The organism is Streptomyces katrae (assembly GCF_002028425.1).
Taxonomy (GTDB): domain Bacteria; phylum Actinomycetota; class Actinomycetes; order Streptomycetales; family Streptomycetaceae; genus Streptomyces; species Streptomyces katrae_A.
Genome location: NZ_CP020042.1, coordinates 4,394,948 through 4,413,852, shown reverse-complemented (window position 1 = coordinate 4,413,852; position 18,905 = coordinate 4,394,948). Strand labels below are relative to the sequence as shown.

Below are 18,905 nucleotides of genomic sequence, written 5' to 3'. Positions count from 1 at the left end.
CGCTACAGCTGGGTCTTGTCGCGCTGGGTCAGCCCGTACTTGGCGGCGATCGTGTTCCACATGGTCGCCGCCGTTTCCTTCGCCTTGGTGGCCTCGGCACTGGACTTGTTGCCGTCGGCCGCGCCGTCGGTCTGCTTCGCCTTGCCGTCCTTGCAGCCGCCCTTGTCGTGGCCGGCGTCGTCCGCCCAGTCCGCGTAGCTGTTGTCGGCGTCGGCCGAGGCGTTCCAGGCCTTGGTCAGCGCCGCCGAGAGCCGGGCGTGGTTCGGCAGCAGGTCCATCTTCAGGTCCGAGAGACGGGTGACCAGCTCGTCGCGCTGCCGGGCCGCGTCCCGCAGGTCCTGGGCGGCCTGGCCCAGGTTCTTGCAGTCCTTGATGTCGTCCACGGCCTTGATCACCGCGGTCCGGCTGTCGTTGGCGTCCGCGAGCAGCTTGTCCAGCTGGACGGCCTGCGGGCGCGCCGGGTCCACCGGCGCGGAACCGCCCGGCGCGTCGGCGCCGGCGCCGGCTCCCCCGGACCCCGGGGACGTCGCCACGGGGTCGTTGTTCTGCGCCTTGCCGTCGCTGAGCAGCGCCCCCACCCCGAGCCCTGCCACGACCAGCCCGAACACCGCGGCCGCGATCACCGCGGGCGGAACCCGGCGCGCGGGGGCCGCCGGGGGCGGGGCGGGAGCCTGGAACTGCTGCGGCTGCGGCGGCTGCGGCCGGCGCCGCTGCGGCGCCGCGGGCGGCGGCGTCCGCCGAGCCGCCGGCTCGGCGACGGGCGGCCCCTGCTGCGCACGCCCGTCGACGGCCCCCTCACCACCACCGTCCCGGAACAGCCCCTCGAACCCCTCACCCCCAGCGGCACTCCCCCTGCCGGGGTCGGCGGGGACGGGCGGGATGTACTGCGTGGCGTCCTCACCCGCACCACTCCCCGGACCGGCCGGGACGGGGGGAACGAGCTGGGTGGCGGCGTCGGCCGCACCGCCGGCCGGAACCGGCGGAAGGTACTGGGTAGCGGCATCCGCCCCACCGTCCGCCGGGACCGGCGGAAGGTACTGCGTCGCAGCGTCTGCCACACCGCCCGCCGGGACCGGCGGAAGGTACTGCGTCGCCGCCTCGGCGACACCACCCCCCGGCCCCGGCGGGAGGTACTGATGCGCGCCCTCTGCCGCGCCGCCCGCCGGAACGGGAGGGATGTACTGGGTGGCGGCATCCGCCACGCCACCCGCCGGGACGGGCGGAACGTACTGGGTAGCGGCATCCGCCACGCCACCCGCCGGACCCGCCGGGACGGGGGGAACGAACTGCGTCGCGGCCTCGGCCACACCGCCCGCCGGGACCGGCGGTAGGTACTGGGTGGCGGCATCCGCCACGCCGCCCGCCGGGACCGGCGGAACGTACTGGGTCGCGGGCCCGCCCCCGCCCACGTGCGGCAGGTCGTACGGGGGCGGGCCCCCGGCCGGGGTTCCCGGCACCGCCGGCACGGCCTGGGTCTCGGCCCCCGCCAGCATGGCCCCCGGCGCTCCCGGGCCCGCGGGCCGGGCGTGCGGGGTGCCGGGTGCGGCGGCGCCCACCTGGGGCACGTACTGCGTGGCGGCGTGCGACAGGTGCGCGGCCGGCCCCGCCTGCACCGGCGGGACGTACTGCGTCGGGGCGTCCGCGACCGGCGGCAGGTACTGCGTGGCCGCGTCCGCCACCGGCGGGTAGCCGTAGCCCGGCGCGCCCGGGGCCTCGGGGGCGGGGGCGTGGCCGGTCTGGGGGTAGCCGTACGCCGGGGCGCCGGGCTCCGGCGGCGGGACGTAGGCGGCCTGGACCGGCCCGCCCTGCTGCTCGTACCCGCCCTGCTGCTCGTACCCCTGGGGCTGCTCGTACCCCGGGGCCTGCTCGTGCCCCTGCGGCTGCGGCGTGCCGTACGGGTCCTGCGCGGGCGGGAACCCGTACCCCGGCGCCGCCCACGGCTGCCCGGCCTGCGGCGCCCCGGGCTGGGGGACGCCCCCTTGTCCGTTCTCCGTCACCGGGACTCCTTCTCGCCTTCTCCGACGTCCGCGCTCCGTGGAGGATCCGCGCAGCCGTCGGGTCACGCTACCCGGTCACGGCGTGTCGACGTCAGGCCACCTGAACCTCCAGCCTCGCCCCGAACTCCCGCACCGCCGGTTCCTCCCGGTACGGCTCCAGCCGCGCCCGGAAGTCGTCCAGGTACTCCGCACCCCGCCGCGAGCGCAGCGTCCCCAGCAGTTCGGCGGCCTTCGTCGCCGTCTGGCAGGCCTGCTCCACCTCCCGCTGCTGGACCTGCGCCGCGGCCAGCAGCAGCAGGCCGATGGCCCGTCGGCGGGCCTTCGTCACGGGCAGCCCCCGCAGCGCCTCCTCCGCGCGTTTGCCCGCCGCGTCGGCCTGGCCGAGGTCGCGGTGGCAGTGCGCGAGCTCGTCCGCCAGGTAGGCCTGGTCGAAGTGGCGGATCCACACCGGGTCGTCGCCCGACTCCGGCTCGGCCCGCTCCAGCGCCGTGACCGCCCGGCCCGACAGCACCGCCGTGGAACGGCCGTCGCCGAGCAGTGCGTGCCCGCGCGCCTCCGCCGCGTAGAACATCGCCTCCACTCTCGGGGTGACCTGCCCGCGCGTGCCCTCCTGCGCGGCCCGCGCCAGCTGCGCGATCTCTCTCGGGTTGCCCAGCTCGGCCGCGAGGTGGCTCATCGACGCGGCCAGCACGTAGCCCCCGTACGCGCGGTCGCCCGCCGCCTGGGCGAGCCTGAGCGCCTGGATGTAGTAGCGCTGGGCGAGGCCCGGCTGGCCCGTGTCCACCGCCATGTACCCGGCGAGTTCGGTGAGCCGGGCCACCGCCGCGAACAGCGCCCGCCCCACCGGCTCCCGGTAGGAGCCGCCGATCAGCCCGGAGACCACGGAGTTGAGGTAGTGCACGACCACGGGCCGCACGTGCCCGCTGCCGAAGCGGTGGTCGAGGTCGGTCAGTGCCTGGGTGGTGGCCCGGACGGCCTCCACGTCGGACATCCCGACGCGCGAGCCGCCGTTGCGCGCCACCTGCGGATCGGCCCCGGTGATCAGCCAGTCGCGGCTGGGCTCGACGAGCGCGGAGGCGGCCACGCTCGACCCGGAGAGGAAGTCGCGGCGCCCGACGTCGCTGCGCCACAGCTCGCAGACCTGCTCGATGGCGCCGACGACGGTCGGGGAGAACTGCAGGCCGACCCCGGAGGCGAGGTTCTTGCCGTTGGCCATGCCGATCTCGTCGATGGTGACGGTCCGGCCGAGTTTGCGCCCCAGCGCCTCGGCGATGATGCCGGGGGCCCGGCCGCGCGGCTGCTGGCCGCGCAGCCAGCGGGCCACGGAGGTCTTGTCGTAGCGGAGATCGAGGCCGTGCTCGGCCCCGCACATGTTGACGCGCCGGGCGAGCCCGGCATTGGAGCACCCGGCTTCCTGGATGAGCGCCTGCAGCCGTTCGTTCGGCTGGCGGGCGACGAGAGGCCTGGCTGCCATGAAAACCCCCTGAGACGCGGGTGATCGCTGGAATGATCACTTCCCGCCTGAAGTGCGGAGAATCTTCCTCTCTGCGACGTGTCGTTACCCATCGGCCGCGCGCTGGGCTCCTACGCGCCCCCGCTCGTGCACCCGTGCGCCCCGCGTGCAGGATCGATGCACCGCCGCCCGGGGCGTTTATCCCCGTAACCCCCGGTGACCCCGGGAGTTGTGCTGGGCGTGGAAGACACCATCGGAGTCACGGCGACCGCACCCATCCCCCAGCAGCGCGGCGAGCTGCTGCTCGACCATGCCGTGCGGTACGTGGAGGAGCGGCACTGGGACGTCTTCGCCGGTACCTGGCTGGAGCCCGGCGACGGCCGGGAGCTGTGCTCCTGCGGGGTCGCCGACTGCCCGGCGCCCGGCGCGCACCCGGCGGTGAAGGACTGGCGCTCGCTGGCCTCGGGCAGTGCCGTGGGGGTGCGGCGGATCTGGGGAAAGCACCCGGGCGCGTCCATCCTGCTGCCGACGGGCCGCACCTTCGACGCCCTGGACGTCCCGGACTCCGCGGGCTTCCTCGCGCTGGCGCGGCTGGAGCGCATGCAGCGCACCCTCGGCCCGGTCACCCTCACCCCGGACCACCGCATGCTGTTCTTCGTGCTGCCGGGCGCCGGGGCGAAGGTGCCTGACCTGGTGCGCAAGCTGGGCTGGCTGCCGCACGCCATCGACCTGACCGCGCGCGGTGAGGGCGAGTACGTGGCGGCTCCGCCGACCCGCTACGGCGGCAAGGGGCCGGTGCAGTGGGCCCGCAAGCCCACTCCGGCGAACCGCTGGCTGCCGGACACCGAGGAGCTGATCGACGCCCTCGCGTACGCGTGCGGCAGCGAGGCGGCCGCGGCCCGGGGCCGCCGCCAGGCGTAGCCGACCTCGCCGACGTCCGCGACTTCATGACATTCGTAACTGCCGAGCCCTCTTCCCCTCCTCCTATCGTGGGAAAAGTACGACCACGGGGATGAGAACGAGAGGCAGGCGCATGCCGGACCAGGGTTATGCGGCAGGCGGTAGCGGTGCGGGCGGATCGGACGGCGCGCGACCCGCGTCGGCCGGTGCCGCCGTACGGATAGAAGGACTGTGGAAGCGCTTCGGCGAGCAGGTGGCCGTCGGCGGGATCGACCTGGAGCTGCCGGCCGGCCGCTTCATCGGCCTCGTCGGCCCGAACGGCGCCGGCAAGACCACCACGCTGTCGATGGTGATGGGGCTGCTGCGCCCGGACATGGGCCGGGTGACGGTCGCCGGGCACGACGTCTGGTCCGACCCGGTCGAGGTGAAGAAGCGCATCGGGGTGCTGCCCGAGGGCCTGCGCATGTTCGAGCGCCTCTCGGGCCGTGAACTCCTCGGCTACATGGGCCGGATGCGCGGACTGCCGGGCGAGGAGACCGACAAGCGGGCCACGCAGCTGCTGGACGTCCTCGACCTCGCGGGCTCGCAGCACAAGCTCGTCGTCGACTACTCGACGGGCATGCGCAAGAAGATCGGCCTGGCCGCCGCCCTGCTGCACAACCCCGAAGTCCTCTTCCTGGACGAGCCGTTCGAGGGCGTCGACCCGGTGTCGGCGCAGACCATCCGCGGGGTGCTGGAACGTTACACCGCGTCCGGTGCCACCGTCGTGTTCTCCTCCCACGTGATGGAGCTCGTCGAATCGCTCTGCGACTGGGTGGCCGTCATGGCGGCCGGCCAGATCCGCGCCGCGGGCCCGCTGGCCGACGTACGGGGCTCCGCGCCCTCCCTGCAGAGCGCCTTCCTCGAACTCGTCGGCGCCCGCGACCACGCCGCCGGCGACTCCCTCGACTGGCTCGGCGGCGCCCGATGAGCGCCACGGCCGAGGCCTCCCTCACCCCCCTGTTCGTCCGCCTCAAGCTCTCGCTGATGCGCAACGGGCTGAAGGGTTCCTCGAAGCGCAAGGCCGTCTGGATCACCAGCCTGGTGATCTCCCTGGCCTTCTCCGCGCTCGCCACCCTGGGCCTGTCCCTGCTGCACGGCCACACCCACGCCGGCACCGTCGTCGTCCTCGGGGGCGCGATCCTCGCGCTGGCCTGGACCGTGATGCCGCTGTTCTTCCCCGCCGGCGACGAGACCCTCGACCCGAGCCGGCTGGTGATGCTGCCGCTGCGCCCGCGTCCGCTCGTCCGGGCCCTGCTGGCCTCCTCGCTGGTCGGCATCGGACCGCTGTTCACGCTCTGCCTGGCAGTCGGCTCGGTGGCGGCGGTGGCGCACGGCGCGGCGGGCGTCGTGGCGGCCGTGCTCGGCGCACCGCTCCTCCTGCTCGGCTGCGTGGCGCTGGCCCGGGCCGTGGCCACCGCGAACGTACGGCTGCTGACCAGCCGCAAGGGCCGTGACCTGGCCCTCCTCAGCGGCCTGCTGATCGCGGTCGGCGCCCAGCTGGTCAACTTCGCCAGCCAGCGCCTGGTCCAGCAGGGCGGGCTCTCGGCGCTGGAGCCGGTCGAGGCGGTCCTGCGCTGGCTGCCGCCGGCGACGGCGGTCGGCATGGTCGACTCGGCGAGCAAGGGCGCCTACGCGCAGGCCGCCGCCCAGCTCGCGATCACCCTGGCCGCCCTCGGACTGCTCCTCCGGTTCTGGGAGCGGAGCCTGACCAGGCTGATGGTCACCCCGGACGGCTCCACCCTCGCGGCGGCCAAGCCGGAGAAGGAACGCGGTTCGGGCCGTGCCCGGTCCTTCCTCCCCGACGGGCGCACGGGCGCGGCGATGCAGCGCACCCTGCGCTACGTGGTCCGCGACCCGAAGACGAAGTCGGCGTGGGTGTCGGCGCTGGCCGTCGGCATGATCATCCCCATTTTCAACGCCGTCCAGGGCAGCGGTTCCGTCTACCTGGCCTGCTTCGGCGCGGGGATGCTCGGCGTCCAGATGTACAACCAGTTCGGGCAGGACACCTCCGCGTTCTGGATGGTCGCCCAGACCATCTCCTCGCCGCGCGACGCGTACGTGGAACTCCGCGCCCGCGCCGGGGCGCTGGCCCTGGTCACCGTCCCGTACACCGTCCTCGTCACCGTCGTCACGGCCGCGCTGGTCGGCGACTGGGCGCAGTTCCCGGCGGCCCTCGGGCTGGGGCTGGGCCTGCTGGGCGCGATGCTGTGCACGGGCGCACTGGCCTCGGCGCACTTCCCGTACTCCATCCCGACGGAGGGCGCCTTCAAGAACGTCGTCCCGGGCCAGGCGGGCCTGGCCTGGATGGGCATCTTCGGCGGCATGATCGCCTCGGCGCTGATCAGCGCCCCCGTGATCGTCCTCGCGGTCTACATCAGCTTCTTCTCCGACGACCCCGCCACCCTGGCCTGGCTCGCCCTCCCGGCGGGCATCGCCTGGGGCACCCTGGCCGCCTGGACGGGCCTGCGCCTGGCCGCCCCAACGGTCTCGCGCAAGCTCCCGGAAATCCTGACGGCGGTCAGCAAGGGCTGACCCCGCCCGGCACCCGCAGGGGGTGGGCGGCCCGCGGGCCGCCCACCCCCTGCGGCGTCTTCGACGAAGGACACGGCGTACAAACCGGCGAGCACGACCTCCTCGAGGTCATCGGAAACACCGACCTCCAGGTGGAGGCGGTCCACGGCAACGAACCGGGCCCGTCCGTCGAGGCGGCCTGGCGTGCCGTGGCGGGCTTCGGCGTGGAACCCGAGGCGACCTTCCCGCTGCGGGGAGACCTCACAGGAGTCCATCGGCCTGGGCAAGGTCCCGGTCCCGGACCTGACGGAGGTCAACGCCCAGGAGGAGTTCCACGCGGAGCCCACCACCGCCCCCGAGTTCGAAACAGCCCGGACCCGCGCCCGGCGCGGGCGGTGACGGGCCTCCCCCTGGTGGCCAGATCCGCGTGCTGCCACGCGGACGGCGTTTGCCTCTGTCGTCCCTCCGTGCAAAAGTGCGTTCGATTCAGAGGGGTTGGGGGGATTTCGCGGTGGGTTTCGACGAGGAATGGCGCCGGCATCGCGCCGAGGCGGCCGCGCGGATCGACGCGGAGCCGGCCACCGCGCCGGAGGCGCCGGAACGGAACCTGGTAGCCGAGTTCCCCAGCCGGCTGGCCGGGTTCCGGCGCCGGGTCGTGCTGGTGCCTTTCGACGAGCGGGGCGGGCTCTGGACTTCGCAATTCGGCGGCGTGGACTGGATCTGCGCGTTCTCGGACGACGAGGCGCTGGCCCGGTTCGCACAGGTCAGGGGTGAGACGGAGCGCGTCTGGGAGTACCACCGGGTGCTCGGCGCGCGCCTGCTGGACGACGTGATACCGGAGCTGGACTTCGCGTGCGGGGTCGCGCTGGACGCGGCGGGCCCGGACGGCGTCCTGTTCCCGCCGGTCCGCGGCATCGTGCCGGACTCCGCGGCGGTCCACAGCGGGGTGGCGGCATGAGCGGCGAACCCGGTGACCTCGACGTGTCACAGACGGCGCTCGCGCAGATCGCCAAGGGCATCACCGACACGCTGGCGGAGCTGCGGGAGCTCGGCCCGGCCGGACTGGGGAACACGGGCGGCGGTTTCACCCAGCTGAAACTGACCGGCCTGCAGACCGGAAACGACGGCCTGACCTCACAGCTGGCCACCTTCTGCGAACGGTGGGGCTGGGGCGTGCGCTCACTCGTCCAGGAGGCGAACGGGTTCGCGGCGGGCGTGGGCCTGTCGGCCGGAATGGTGCACGAGCAGGACCAGTACGTCCAGGGCGGTTTCAAGGTGCTGGCCAACTCCGTCCTCGGGGGCAGCCCGTACGCGACCGAGCAGGAGGTCATGGACAAGGACTGGGGCCAGATCCTGGCCACCAACCCGTACACGAACCTCCGGGACGCCGACTACAGCGCGGAATCCGCCCTCGAGTCCGCGCGGAACACCGACCAGGCGTGGCAGCAGACCTGGGACGACCTCAACCACAACGTCCACGGAAAGCTCGTCGACCTCAACCACGACCAGGACCAGGCCGACGGCGGTGAACACCGGTGACGGACTGGGGAGCGCTGGCCGACAAGGGCCTGGACAAGCTGGAACACACCTGGACCGCCGCGAAGAAGAAGGCCGGCGAGGGCATAGACAAGGCCACCGACGAAATCGGCGGCATCCTCCACAAGGTCGGCCAGGACCGCTGGGCCGACGGCATCGAGGACGCCGGCGACAGCCTCGCCTCCCACCTCGGCGCGTCCGTCGCGGAACAGCAGCTGGGTCAGACCGAGCAGGCCGACGAGCTGGTCCACGGCTCTCCGGCCGACATCCGCGCCTGCGCGGCGCACATGAAGGACTTCCAGGCCGCCTTCGACCGGGTCGGCCAGGGCATGAAGGCACTGGACGCCGGCAGTTGGAAGGGCGCGGCGGCCGACGCGTTCCGTAAGGCCTTCGCCATGCACCCGGCGCAGTGGCTGCACGCGGCCGACGCCTGCCAGAAGGCGGGTGCCGCGCTGACCCGGTACGCCGACACGGTCGAGTGGGCGCAGAAGCAGGCCCTGCAGGCGATCGCGCTCCACAAGACGGCGCTCAAGGTCCACCAGGACGCCGCCAACGCGTACGCCAAGGCCGTCGACACCTACAACGCCACCGCCCTCGCCGGAAAGAACCCCGGGCCGGTGCCCACCAAGCCCGACAACGCGGGCGCCGCCGAGGCCAAGCGGGCCCAGGAGCTCCTCACGGAGGCCCGCCGCCAGCGCGACGACGCCGCCGCCGACGCGGGGCAGGCCCTGACGGCGGCGCTGGAGCACGCGCCGGCCAAGCCGGCGTCCCACGAGCAGGCCATGGCCCTGGCCCTCGACGCGGCCGCCATCGGCAACACGGAGATGACCCACCTCAGCGGAGGGGTCGTCAAGGGCACCGCCGGGGTGGTCAACTTCCTGCGCGGGATCACGCCGTTCGACACCTACAACCTCACCCACCCCGCGGAGTACCAGCAGAACGCCAGCATGACGCTGGCAGGGCTGGTCGCCGCCCCCGCCCACCCGGACCGCGTCGCCGCCGCCGTCGTCGAACCCTTCCGCGAGGACCTCGCCGAAGGAACCGGCCGCCTCCTGCCCGAACTCCTCGGCACGGAGGGCTTCGGCGGAGCGGCGAGGGCGGGCGCACGCGCCGGTGCCCGGGTGGCGGAGGAGTCCGCCGGCAAGGCCGCCTCCAAAGAAGCCCGGGCCGCCCAGCAGGCGGAGCCGGAAGCCTCGGCCCGTTCCGAGGGCGAGAAGGTGTGCCGCGAGGACCCGGTCGACATGGCCACGGGCCGCATGGTCCTCCCCCAGACCGACCTCGTCCTCCCGGGCGCGCTGCCCCTCGTCTTCACCCGGACCTTCGAGTCCTCGTACCGGGCGGGCCACTGGTTCGGCCCCACGTGGGCGTCCACGATCGACCAGCGGCTGGAGCGCGACGACGAAGGCCTGGTCCTCGTCCGCGAGGACGGCAGCCTGCTCGCCTACCCGCACCCCGAGCCAGGCATCCCGGTACTGCCCGCCCTCGGCCAGCGCTGGCCGCTGACCCTCGACGCGGACGGCGGCTACACCGTCACGGACCCCGAGTCCGGCCAGGCCCGCCACTTCGACGGCGACGGCGCCCTCCTCCAGCTCGAGGACCGCTCCGGCGCCTGGATCACGTTCACCTACGACGACTCCGGCGCCCCCGCCGCCCTCACGCACAGCGGCGGGTACGAGCTGCGCCTGAGCTCCTCCGGGGGCCGGATCACCTCCCTGTCCCTCGGCGACGGCACGGAGGTCCTCCGGTACGGCTACACCGACGGCCACCTCACCTCGGTCACCAACTCCTCCGGCCGCCCCCTGCGTTTCGGCTACGACGACCTCGGCCGGATCACCTCCTGGACCGACACCAACGACCGGCACTTCACGTACGTCTACGACAAGCAGCACCGCTGCGTCGCCCAGTCGGGCACCAACGGCCACCTCGACGTCCGGTTCGCGTACGAGCCGGGCCGCACCACCCTCACCGACTCCCTCGGCCACACCACCCGCTTCCTGGTCGACGACCGGGCCCGGATCACGGCGGAGACCGACCCCACCGGCGCGACGACGCAGTTCACGTACGACGGCCACAACCGCCTCCTGACCCGCACGGACCCCCTCGGGCACACGACCCGTTTCACCTACGACGAGGACGGCCGGCGGACCGGCGTCGTCCGGCCGGACGGTCGCGAGACGCGGGCGGAGTACAACGCCCTGGGACTGCCTGTGAAGGTGACCCGGCCGGACGGGCTCACCTTCCTCACCACGTACGACGCCGCCGGCAACCGCACCTCGACGACCGCCCCGGACGGCACGGTCACCCGCTTCACCTACGACGCCCGCAACCATCCGTCATCGATCACGGACGCCCTCGGCCACACGACCACCGTCCGCTGCGACGCGGCCGGCCTGCCCCTCTCGGTCACCGACCCTCTGGGCGGCACGACCAGCTACGAGCGCGACGCGTTCGGCCGCCCGGTCCGCGTCACCGACCCCCTGGGCCGCACCACCCGTCTCACCTGGAGCGTCGAGGGCCGCCTCCTGCGCCGTGCGCACCCCGACGGCACGCAGGAGTCCTGGACCTACGACGGCGAGGGCAACTGCCTGACCCACACGGACGAGATCGGCGGCGTCACGGTCTCCGAATACGGCGACTTCGACCTCCTCACGGCCCGCACGGGCCCCGACGGCACCCGCCACACCTTCACCCACGACACCCAGCTCCGCCTCACCAGTGTCACCAACCCCCAGGGCCTCACATGGCACTACACCTACGACCCGGCCGGCCGACTCGCCTCGGAAACGGACTTCGACGCCCGCACGCTCACGTACGCGTACGACGCGTCGGGCCGCCTGACCTGCCGCACCAACGCCCTCGGTGAGACGACCACCTACGCCCACAACGCACTCGGCCAGCCGATCCTCAAGAACGCGGCGGGCCTGGTCACCACGTACGCGTACGACGCCTTCGACGCCCTGGCGGCGGCCACCTCACCCGAGTCCACCGCCACCTGGCTCCGCGACGCCACCACGGGCCGCCTCCTGTCGGAGACGGTGAACGGCCGCACCCTCACGTACGGCCACGACGCCCTTGGCCGCCGCACCACCCGCACGACCCCGGCCGGCTCCACGTCCCATTGGACATACGACGCCGCGGGCCGCCGCGCCTCCCTCACCACGGCGGGCCGCACCCTCACCTTCGAGCGCGACGCGGCGGGCCAGGAGCTGACCCGCACACTGGGCCGGTCCCTCTCCCTCACCCACGAGTACGACGTGACGGGCCGCCGCACCGCCCAGTCCGTCATCGGCGAGGACGGCCGGACCCTCCAGCGGCGCGGCTACAGCTACCGCGCCGACGGCTACCTGACCGGCATCGACGACTCCCTCACCGGCCCCCGCACCTTCACCCTGGACGCGGCGGCCCGCGTCACGGCCGTGGAGGCCGCGAACTGGTCGGAGCGCTACGCGTACGACGAGGCGGGCAACCAGACCAGCGCCTCCTGGCCGGCCCACCACCCCGGCACGGAAGCCCAGGGCGACCGCTCCTACACCGGCACCCGCATCACCCACGCCGGCTCGGTCCGCTACGAACACGACGCACTGGGCCGCATCACCCTCCGCCAGAAGACCCGCCTCTCCCGCAAGCCGGACACCTGGCGCTACGAGTGGAACGCGGAGGACCGGCTGACGGCCGTCATCACTCCCGACGGCACCCGCTGGCGCTACACCTACGACCCCCTGGGCCGCCGCACGTCCAAACAACGCCTTGCCTCCTCCGGCGAGGTCGCGGAGGAAACCCTCTTCACCTGGGACGGCACGACCCTCTGCGAGGAGACCACCGGCCAGGTCACCCTGACCTGGACCCACCAGGGCCTGCACCCCGTCACCCAGACGGAACGCATCGACCAGCCGGAGATCGACGACCGCTTCTTCTCGATCGTCACCGACCTGATCGGCACCCCCACCCACCTGGTGGCCGAGGACGGCACCACGGCGTGGCACACCCGCACCACCCTGTGGGGCACCACAACCTGGAACCGCACGGCGACGGCCTACACCCCACTCCGCTTCCCGGGCCAGTACTACGACCCGGAATCCGGCCTCCACCACAACTACTTCCGCACCTACGACCCCGAAACAGCCCGCTACCTCTCCCCGGACCCATTGGGCCTGGCCCCGGCGCCCATTCCCAGCGCCTACGTCACCAACCCCCACACCTGGTCCGACCCGCTCGGTCTGGCGCCCGAGGGTTGTCCCGAAGTGTCCGACGGAAAGCTCGACTATCTTTTCGACAAAGACATCAAGGCCGATCCACACAACACGGCACGAGCCAAGCAGAACGCGGCACAGTTGCGAAGCATCGGTTTCGAAGACACTCCAGCCTCTCGCGAATACGTCCGCCAGCACCTTCAAGACGCGACCAAGAACGGGTTCGAAGACGTCTACACGGATCAGTGGGGCACTTTCGGCAGAACACACTCCGTCATCACAGGCCGATGGGGCATGCGGGAGGCCGACGCGATGTGGCAACTGCTGCCGGACGGAAGCAAACGGCTCACCACGGTGATATTCAAGGGAGGGAAATGGTGGAACGTGATTAATTAGAGCCAATCGCCCGATTTGCTCGAGTCTCCCCACTGGTCACACCGGAGTTCACATGCCTTTCGTCACCCCAGAGAGCCAGGAGTTCGTCAATACCTTCGGAATCGAGACGATGCTCGTCGGGGAGTACCAGTACAGGCTCGACTTCTCCGAAGTCGTCGACGGCGAGCTGGGAGTCTCCTACGACGTCATCGGTCGATCCGTGGCGGTCTCCTGGTGCCCAGTTCCCGGAAAGGGGGTTTTCAGCACCTTCCGCGAGGGGGCGACGGTCCTCCGTATCGCGGACAGTGCCGAATCCTCCAAGCTCGTTGTGGAGTTCAGTACGGAGGACACCACAGGGAGCCTTGAGGTCCAGGTCTTCCCGTACGTGTCCGTCTCGGAGCGGACCCTGATCTGCTGAGACCCTGCGGCCCGGACGGGGGGTGTCAGAGGGGGCCGTTAGCGTCGGGGTATGGCGATCAATGCGGTGTTGCGGGGCTCGGTCGGGCTGGTGGGTGGGGGCGGGCTTGTTGATGGGTTCGGGTTCGAGGGGCGGGGTGGTGGGGCTCGGCGGGCCTTGATGCGGAACGGGGAGGAGGTGGAGGTCTACGACCTTGACGAGCTGTTGGGCGGGGAGTTGGCGCCGGTCGCCGTCTTTCCGGCGCCTTGGCCGGGGTGGGACCGGGGGGTCGACTCCGTGAGTCCCGACGGGGGGTTCGCCGTATTCTCCGGGCAGCGGGCCGTGCGGGCCGTCGGGGTGGGCGGGGACGTGCTCTGGGAGTACCGGCACGGGTGCTGGGGGCCCGAGGTGGGTCACGCGCACAGCGGGGACGAGCAGGAGGTGTGCCGGGGGCTGGAGCACGGGTCGTGCCGGGTCTCGGACGACGGCCGGTTCGTCTGGGCGCACGTCGTGCACGAGGAGCGGGAGTACTGGGTCGTCCTGGACGCCGCCGACGGGCGGGAACTGGCCCGGCTGCCGCTGGAGGACAGCGCGGCGGCCGGCTCGAACCACGTCTCCCACCCGGACGGGATCCACATGGGCCTGTCCATCGGCATGGGCCAGGACGGCATCCTGCTGTACTGGGCGCGGTGGGACGGCGAGAAGCTGACCGCCTGGGACCTGAACGAGACCATGGACCGGATCCTGGCCGACGTCCACCCCGGCCACCGCGGCTTCCTCACCATCGAGCACTACGGCTCGGACCTGCGCCTGCACGCCCTGGACGGCGACACCCTCGCGACGGCGGAGCCGGAGTCCGGCGCGGAGGACGAGGAGCCTGGGTTCTGGGACTACGGCTGCGGATTCGTGGACGCCGGCACCGTCATCGCCGCGGCGGGCGAGGACGGCGACGAGGAGGACGCCGAGCGGGCGGGGCACTGGCTGCTCGACGCCCACACCCTGGGGATACGCGGACGGGTCGCCTACCCCGACGGCCCCGTGGCCGGGTACGTGCGGCCCCTCGGCGACGGCACCTGGCTGACCTATGACACCGGGACGGAGACCCTCAACCGCTGGGGTGAGGCAGCCGCCGGCTGAGGGGCCGAGGGTCAGGCCGCTTCCCTCGTGCCGGATCTGAAGGCCCGGCGGTACGCCGTCGGGGAGATGCCGAGGGTGGTGGTCAGGTGGTGGCGGAAGGCGGACGGCGTGCCGAAGCCCGACTGGGCCGCCACGCGGTCGACCGGGAGGTCCGTCGTCTCCAGCAGGCGGCGGGCGTGGTCGACGCGCCGCTGTGCCAGCCACTGGCCCGGCGGCATGCCGACCTCCTCCACGAAGCGGCGGCAGAAGGTCCGTACGCTCATCCGGGCGTGCTCCGCCAACTCCTTGAGGGGGAGGGGCCGGTGGAGGTGTTGCAGGGCCCAGGACCTGGTGGCGGCGGTCGTCGCCGCCTCCGGCTCCGGCATCGGGCGTTCGATGTACTGGGCCTGCCCGCCCTCCCGCCACGGCGGGACCACGCACAGCCGGGCCACCCGGTTGGCCACCTCGCTGCCGTGGTCGCGGCGCAGCAGGTGCAGGCACAGGTCCACTCCCGCGGCCACCCCGGCAGCCGTCAGGATCCGGCCGTCGTCGACGAAGAGGACGTTCTCGTCGACCTGGATCCGGGGGAAGGCCCGCTGGAAGTGCTCCGCCTCGTTCCAGTGCGTGGTGGCGCGGCGCCCGTCGAGCAGGCCCGCGGCCGCGAGGACGTAGGAGGCCGTGCAGATCGAGACGATGCGGGCGTGCGCCGGGAGCAGGGCGAGGGCGTCGGCCAGTTCGGCGGGCAGCCACGCTCCGCCGCCGGGGCCGTCCGGGCCGCAGGTGAACGGCGGGATGACCAGGGTGTCGGCCGTGCGGAGGGCCTCGGTGCCGTGGGAGACGGCGATGGCGAAGTCGGCGCTCGTCGTCACCTGGCCGCCGGCACTGTCCAGGCCGCAGGTGATCACCTCGTACAGGGGCGCGCCCGTGGCGTCCTGGGCGGTGCCGAAGATGCGGACCGGGATGCTCAGTTCGAAGGGGTAGACGCCCTCCAGGGCCAGGACGACCACGCGGTGGGGAGGGGCGGAGGCGACGGGAGGGAGCTGCGGCGGCATGGCAAGATCTTTGCAGATGCTGGCATTCTTGCCACTCGTTCCGGTGAGCGGCCTGCGAAAACCTTGGTTCCGGACGGGGCCGCCGGGGCCCCGCGGACAACGGGGTGAGGACATGCGCGCAGTGGTTCAGGACGGGTTCGGCGGGCCCGAGGTGCTGGAGGTCGCCGAGGTGGAGCGGCCCGAGCCCGGGCCGGCCGAGGTGCTGGTACGGGTGCACGCGGCCGGGGTGAACCCGACGGACTCCTGGCACCGGGCCACCGGCGGCCTGGCCGGCGAGGTGGTCCGGCTCGGCTGGGACGTGTCGGGCGTGGTCGAGGCGGTCGGCCTCGGCGTCACCACCCTGGCCCCCGGCGACGAGGTGTTCGGGATGCCACGCCACCCCGTCCCGGCGGGCACGTACGCGGAGTACGTCACCTCCCCCGCCCGGCACCTCGTCCGCAAGCCCGCCGCGCTGAGCCACGTACAGGCCGCCGCACTGCCGCTGGCCGCGCTCACCGCCTGGCAGGCCCTGGTGGACACCGCCGGGCTGCGCCCGGGGCAGCGGGTGCTGGTCCACGCGGCCGCGGGCGGGGTCGGACACCTCGCCGTGCAGATCGCCAAGGCGCGCGGCGCGTACGTCGTCGGCACCGCCCGGGCCGCCAAGCACGCGTTCCTGCGCGGGCTGGGCGCGGACGAGGTGGTCGACTACACCGCGGTCGCCTTCGAGAGCGCCGTCGAACCGGTGGACGTCGTGCTCGACGCCATCGGCGGGGAGTACGGGCCGCGCTCGCTGCGGGCCCTGCGGCACGGCGGGATCGTGGTCTCCCTCGCTTCTCCGGCCGAGGCCCGGCTGGCGGAGGCGGCGCGGCCGCTGGGGGTGCGGGCGGCGTTCATGGCGGTGGAGGCGGACCAGGCGGGGATGCGCGAGATCGCCTCGCTGGCGCAGGCCGGGCTGCTGCGGCCCGAGATCGACACCGTGCTGCCGCTGGAACTGGCCGGGAAGGCACATGAGTTGAGTGACAGCGGGCGGACGACCGGGAAGATCGTGCTGTCCGTCTCCGGATGAGCGAACGCGACGCCCCCGGCGGCGTCGGTGCCGCCGGGGGCGTCGGTGTCAGGGGCGTCGCGGATGTCAGCGGCGTCGCGGGTGTCAGGGCGTCGCGGGTGTCAGGGCGTCGCGGGTGTCAGGGGCAGCTGATGCGGGTGTCGCCCGGGTCGGTGGTGCAGGTGTCGGTGTTGAAGCCGCCGTCGGCGGAGTCGTTGCCGAAGACGCCGTCGACGGTGTCGAGGCGGTCGTCGCCGTAGTACCCGGTCAGGGTGTCGTTGCCGGTACCGCCGAAGAGCACGTCGTTGCCGAAGCCGCCGTCGACGTTGTCGTTGCCGGGGCCGGCGTAGACGGTGTCGTTGCCGTAGCCGGCCCGGACGGTGTCGTTGCCGCTGAGGGCGCAGATGACGTCGTTGCCGAAGCCGCCGGTGAGGGTGTCGGCGCCGCTGGTGCCAATGATCGTGCAGCCGTGGGCGTTGTTGACGGTGCTGGTGGCCGTCGCCGTGTTGTTGGCGGTCGCTGGGTCGGTCTGCGTGGCGGAGGCGGTGGCCTTGTCCGAGAGGGTGCCGGTGGCGCGGGGTTCGGCGACGAACGTGACCGTGGTCCGGGCGCCGGGGGAAAGGGTGCCGACGGTGCAGTTGGCGGTGGTGGCGGCGAGGGTGCAGGTGCCCTGGGCGGGGGTGGCGGACACGAGCGATCCGGGGCCGGTGAGGGTGTCGGCCAGGGTGACGCCGGTGGCCGTGGTGGTCGTGCTCGTGTTGGTCACCGTCACGGTGTACGTGGCCTGGTCGCCGATGCTGACGGAGGCGGGGCCGGTCTTGGTGACGGCGAGATCCACGCCGGGCGGGGGCGGCGGAGTGGTCACCTGGTAGCGGACGAGGCCCCGGTCGTCGCCGGTGTTGCCTGAGACGACGATCTTCCCGTCGGACTGCAGGGCCACCGCGTTGGCGGTGTCGAAGTAGCCGGAGGAGACGTCGGTGTGGACCTTGCCGCCGGTACCGAATCCGGTGTCGAGGGAGCCGTTGGTGGTGTAGCGGGCCACGCCGAAGTCGGCCTGGCTGATGCCGGCGGCGACGATCTTGCCGTCGGACTGGAGGGCCAGGTCGGCGGCTCCGTCCAGGGTGTTGGCGCCGAAGTCGGTGGTGACCTTGCCGTCGCCGTCGAAGGCCGTGTCCAGGCTGCCGTCCGGGTTGTACCGGGCGAGCGCGAAGTCGAAGGCGGCGCGGCCCGCCGTGACGATCTTGCCGTCGGGCTGGACCTTGACCCCGCTCGCGACGTCGGGGCCGGTGAAGCCGGTGGTGACCCTGCCGTCTCCGTCGAAGGCGGTGTCCAGGCTGCCGTCCGGGTTGTAGCGGGCGAGGGCGAAGTCGGAGTCGTTGGAGGGGTAGTTGTAGCCTGAGCGGCCCGCGATGACGATCTTGTTGTCGGACTGGAGCGTCACGTCGTACGCGCTCGCGGAGCCGCCGGCGAAGCCGGTGGTCACCTTGCCGTCGCCGTCGAAGGTGGTGTCCAGGCTGCCGTCGGCGGGGTTGTAGCGGGCCAGGGCGACGTCGGTGCCGCTCTCGCCCGCGGCCACGATGGCGCCGCCGGGCTGGATCGCGATCCCGAAGGCCTCCTGGGGGCCCGTGGTGCCGAAGTCGGTGAAGGTGAAGCCGTCGCCGTCGAAGCTCGTGTCGAGGCTGCCGTCGGGGTTGAAACGGGCGACGGTGAACGACCCGGTGACGTCGGGATCCGCGCTGTAACCGGCCACGACGAGCTTTCCGTCCGGCTGGACCGCCACCGCGTCGGCCACGTCGTCGCCGCCGCGCAGATCGGTCTGGATCTTGCCGTCGTTGTCGCCGTCGCCGTTGAAGGTGGGGTCGAGGCTGCCGTCGGGGTTGTAGCGGGCCAGCGCGAAGTCGGAGGCGCCACCGGCCGCGGGGACGGTGGTGCCGACGGTGACGATCTTGCCGTCCGCCTGGATCACCATGCCGCGGCTCTCGTCGTAGCCGCCGCCCCCGAAGTCGGTGACGACTTTGCCGTCTCCGTCGAAGGCCGGATCGAGGTCGCCCGGTGCGCCGAGGGCGGTGGCGGGCAGGGTCAGGACGAGCGCCAGACCGGCGGCGGCGACCGCGACGGCGTTGCGGCGCCGGGCTCTCCTGCCGCCGGAAGGGGACTGGTACGTGGAGGCGGCGATGGAGACGGCGGAGGTGGCGGAGGTGGCGGAGGAGGTGAGGGGGAACGCGGACCTGGAGCGGGACGTGAACATGGAGACCCTTCGTCTGCTCGCCGCCGGCGTGCAGTGGCCCGGCGGCTCCCACGGGACGGGCCAC

The 18,905-nt window shown here is 72.9% G+C and carries 14 protein-coding genes; 10 read left to right on the top strand and 4 right to left on the bottom strand.

Annotated elements, in window-relative coordinates:
• Positions 1-2: 2 nt before the first annotated feature.
• On the bottom strand, positions 3-1,997 hold the full coding sequence (locus tag B4U46_RS20175; protein ID WP_237293014.1) for a hypothetical protein: 1,995 nt from the start codon (positions 1,995-1,997) through the stop codon (positions 3-5).
• 91 nt (positions 1,998-2,088) lie between these two features.
• Complete coding sequence (locus tag B4U46_RS20170; RefSeq protein WP_079429134.1) at positions 2,089-3,471, bottom strand: transcriptional regulator; 1,383 nt, start codon at positions 3,469-3,471, stop codon at positions 2,089-2,091.
• Positions 3,472-3,690: 219 nt separating this feature from the next.
• Here B4U46_RS20170 and B4U46_RS20165 point away from each other — a divergent pair, with 219 nt between their 5' ends.
• The 9 genes from B4U46_RS20165 to B4U46_RS20125 all read left to right on the top strand — a co-directional run bounded on the left by B4U46_RS20165 (position 3,691) and on the right by B4U46_RS20125 (position 14,538).
• Positions 3,691-4,371: a bifunctional DNA primase/polymerase gene (locus B4U46_RS20165; protein WP_079431876.1), complete on the top strand. Its 681-nt coding sequence runs from the start codon at positions 3,691-3,693 to the stop codon at positions 4,369-4,371.
• Between the two features lie 112 nt (positions 4,372-4,483).
• The gene (locus B4U46_RS20160) at positions 4,484-5,320 is read left to right on the top strand and encodes an ABC transporter ATP-binding protein (RefSeq protein WP_079429133.1); all 837 of its coding nucleotides are present in this window, start codon (positions 4,484-4,486) and stop codon (positions 5,318-5,320) included.
• Positions 5,317-6,924, top strand: a complete 1,608-nt coding sequence (locus tag B4U46_RS20155; protein WP_079429132.1) for a transporter — start codon at positions 5,317-5,319, stop codon at positions 6,922-6,924. Before B4U46_RS20160 ends, B4U46_RS20155 begins: the two co-directional genes overlap by 4 nt.
• A 183-nt stretch (positions 6,925-7,107) precedes the next feature.
• Positions 7,108-7,302 (top strand): hypothetical protein, encoded by a 195-nt coding sequence (locus tag B4U46_RS20150; RefSeq protein WP_079429131.1) that lies wholly within the window; start codon positions 7,108-7,110, stop codon positions 7,300-7,302.
• 112 nt (positions 7,303-7,414) lie between these two features.
• Positions 7,415-7,861, top strand: a complete 447-nt coding sequence (locus B4U46_RS20145) for an SseB family protein (protein ID WP_237293012.1) — start codon at positions 7,415-7,417, stop codon at positions 7,859-7,861.
• Entirely contained in the window at positions 7,858-8,442 is a 585-nt protein-coding gene (locus B4U46_RS20140; RefSeq protein ID WP_079429129.1) for a hypothetical protein, read from the top strand. Before B4U46_RS20145 ends, B4U46_RS20140 begins: the two co-directional genes overlap by 4 nt.
• Entirely contained in the window at positions 8,439-13,025 is a 4,587-nt protein-coding gene (locus B4U46_RS20135) for a putative T7SS-secreted protein (protein WP_257790363.1), read from the top strand. Before B4U46_RS20140 ends, B4U46_RS20135 begins: the two co-directional genes overlap by 4 nt.
• Positions 13,026-13,077: 52 nt before the next feature.
• Positions 13,078-13,422 (top strand): hypothetical protein, encoded by a 345-nt coding sequence (locus B4U46_RS20130; protein WP_079429127.1) that lies wholly within the window; start codon positions 13,078-13,080, stop codon positions 13,420-13,422.
• Positions 13,423-13,698: 276 nt separating this feature from the next.
• Positions 13,699-14,538: a hypothetical protein gene (locus B4U46_RS20125; RefSeq protein WP_237293010.1), complete on the top strand. Its 840-nt coding sequence runs from the start codon at positions 13,699-13,701 to the stop codon at positions 14,536-14,538.
• Positions 14,539-14,549: 11 nt separating this feature from the next.
• Here B4U46_RS20125 and B4U46_RS20120 read toward each other — a convergent pair whose 3' ends face one another.
• Complete coding sequence (locus B4U46_RS20120) at positions 14,550-15,569, bottom strand: GlxA family transcriptional regulator (protein WP_079429124.1); 1,020 nt, start codon at positions 15,567-15,569, stop codon at positions 14,550-14,552.
• Positions 15,570-15,681: 112 nt separating this feature from the next.
• Here B4U46_RS20120 and B4U46_RS20115 point away from each other — a divergent pair, with 112 nt between their 5' ends.
• A complete protein-coding gene (locus tag B4U46_RS20115; protein ID WP_079429123.1) occupies positions 15,682-16,614 on the top strand; it encodes an NADP-dependent oxidoreductase in 933 nt (310 codons plus the stop codon).
• A gap of 118 nt (positions 16,615-16,732) precedes the next feature.
• Here B4U46_RS20115 and B4U46_RS20110 read toward each other — a convergent pair whose 3' ends face one another.
• On the bottom strand, positions 16,733-18,841 hold the full coding sequence (locus B4U46_RS20110) for a DUF11 domain-containing protein (protein ID WP_079429122.1): 2,109 nt from the start codon (positions 18,839-18,841) through the stop codon (positions 16,733-16,735).
• Positions 18,842-18,905 lie beyond the last annotated feature (64 nt).

What these genes read in the sequence shown, in the direction of transcription:
- B4U46_RS20170 (WP_079429134.1), bottom strand. Translation starts at nt 3,471, where the DNA reads ATGGCAGCCAGGCCTCTCGTCGCCCGCCAGCCGAACGAACGGCTGCAG.
- B4U46_RS20160 (WP_079429133.1), top strand. Translation starts at nt 4,484, where the DNA reads ATGCCGGACCAGGGTTATGCGGCAGGCGGTAGCGGTGCGGGCGGATCG.
- B4U46_RS20120 (WP_079429124.1), bottom strand. Translation starts at nt 15,569, where the DNA reads ATGCCGCCGCAGCTCCCTCCCGTCGCCTCCGCCCCTCCCCACCGCGTG.
- B4U46_RS20115 (WP_079429123.1), top strand. Translation starts at nt 15,682, where the DNA reads ATGCGCGCAGTGGTTCAGGACGGGTTCGGCGGGCCCGAGGTGCTGGAG.
- B4U46_RS20110 (WP_079429122.1), bottom strand. Translation starts at nt 18,841, where the DNA reads ATGTTCACGTCCCGCTCCAGGTCCGCGTTCCCCCTCACCTCCTCCGCC.
- B4U46_RS20155 (WP_079429132.1), top strand. Translation starts at nt 5,317, where the DNA reads ATGAGCGCCACGGCCGAGGCCTCCCTCACCCCCCTGTTCGTCCGCCTC.
- B4U46_RS20130 (WP_079429127.1), top strand. Translation starts at nt 13,078, where the DNA reads ATGCCTTTCGTCACCCCAGAGAGCCAGGAGTTCGTCAATACCTTCGGA.
- B4U46_RS20140 (WP_079429129.1), top strand. Translation starts at nt 7,858, where the DNA reads ATGAGCGGCGAACCCGGTGACCTCGACGTGTCACAGACGGCGCTCGCG.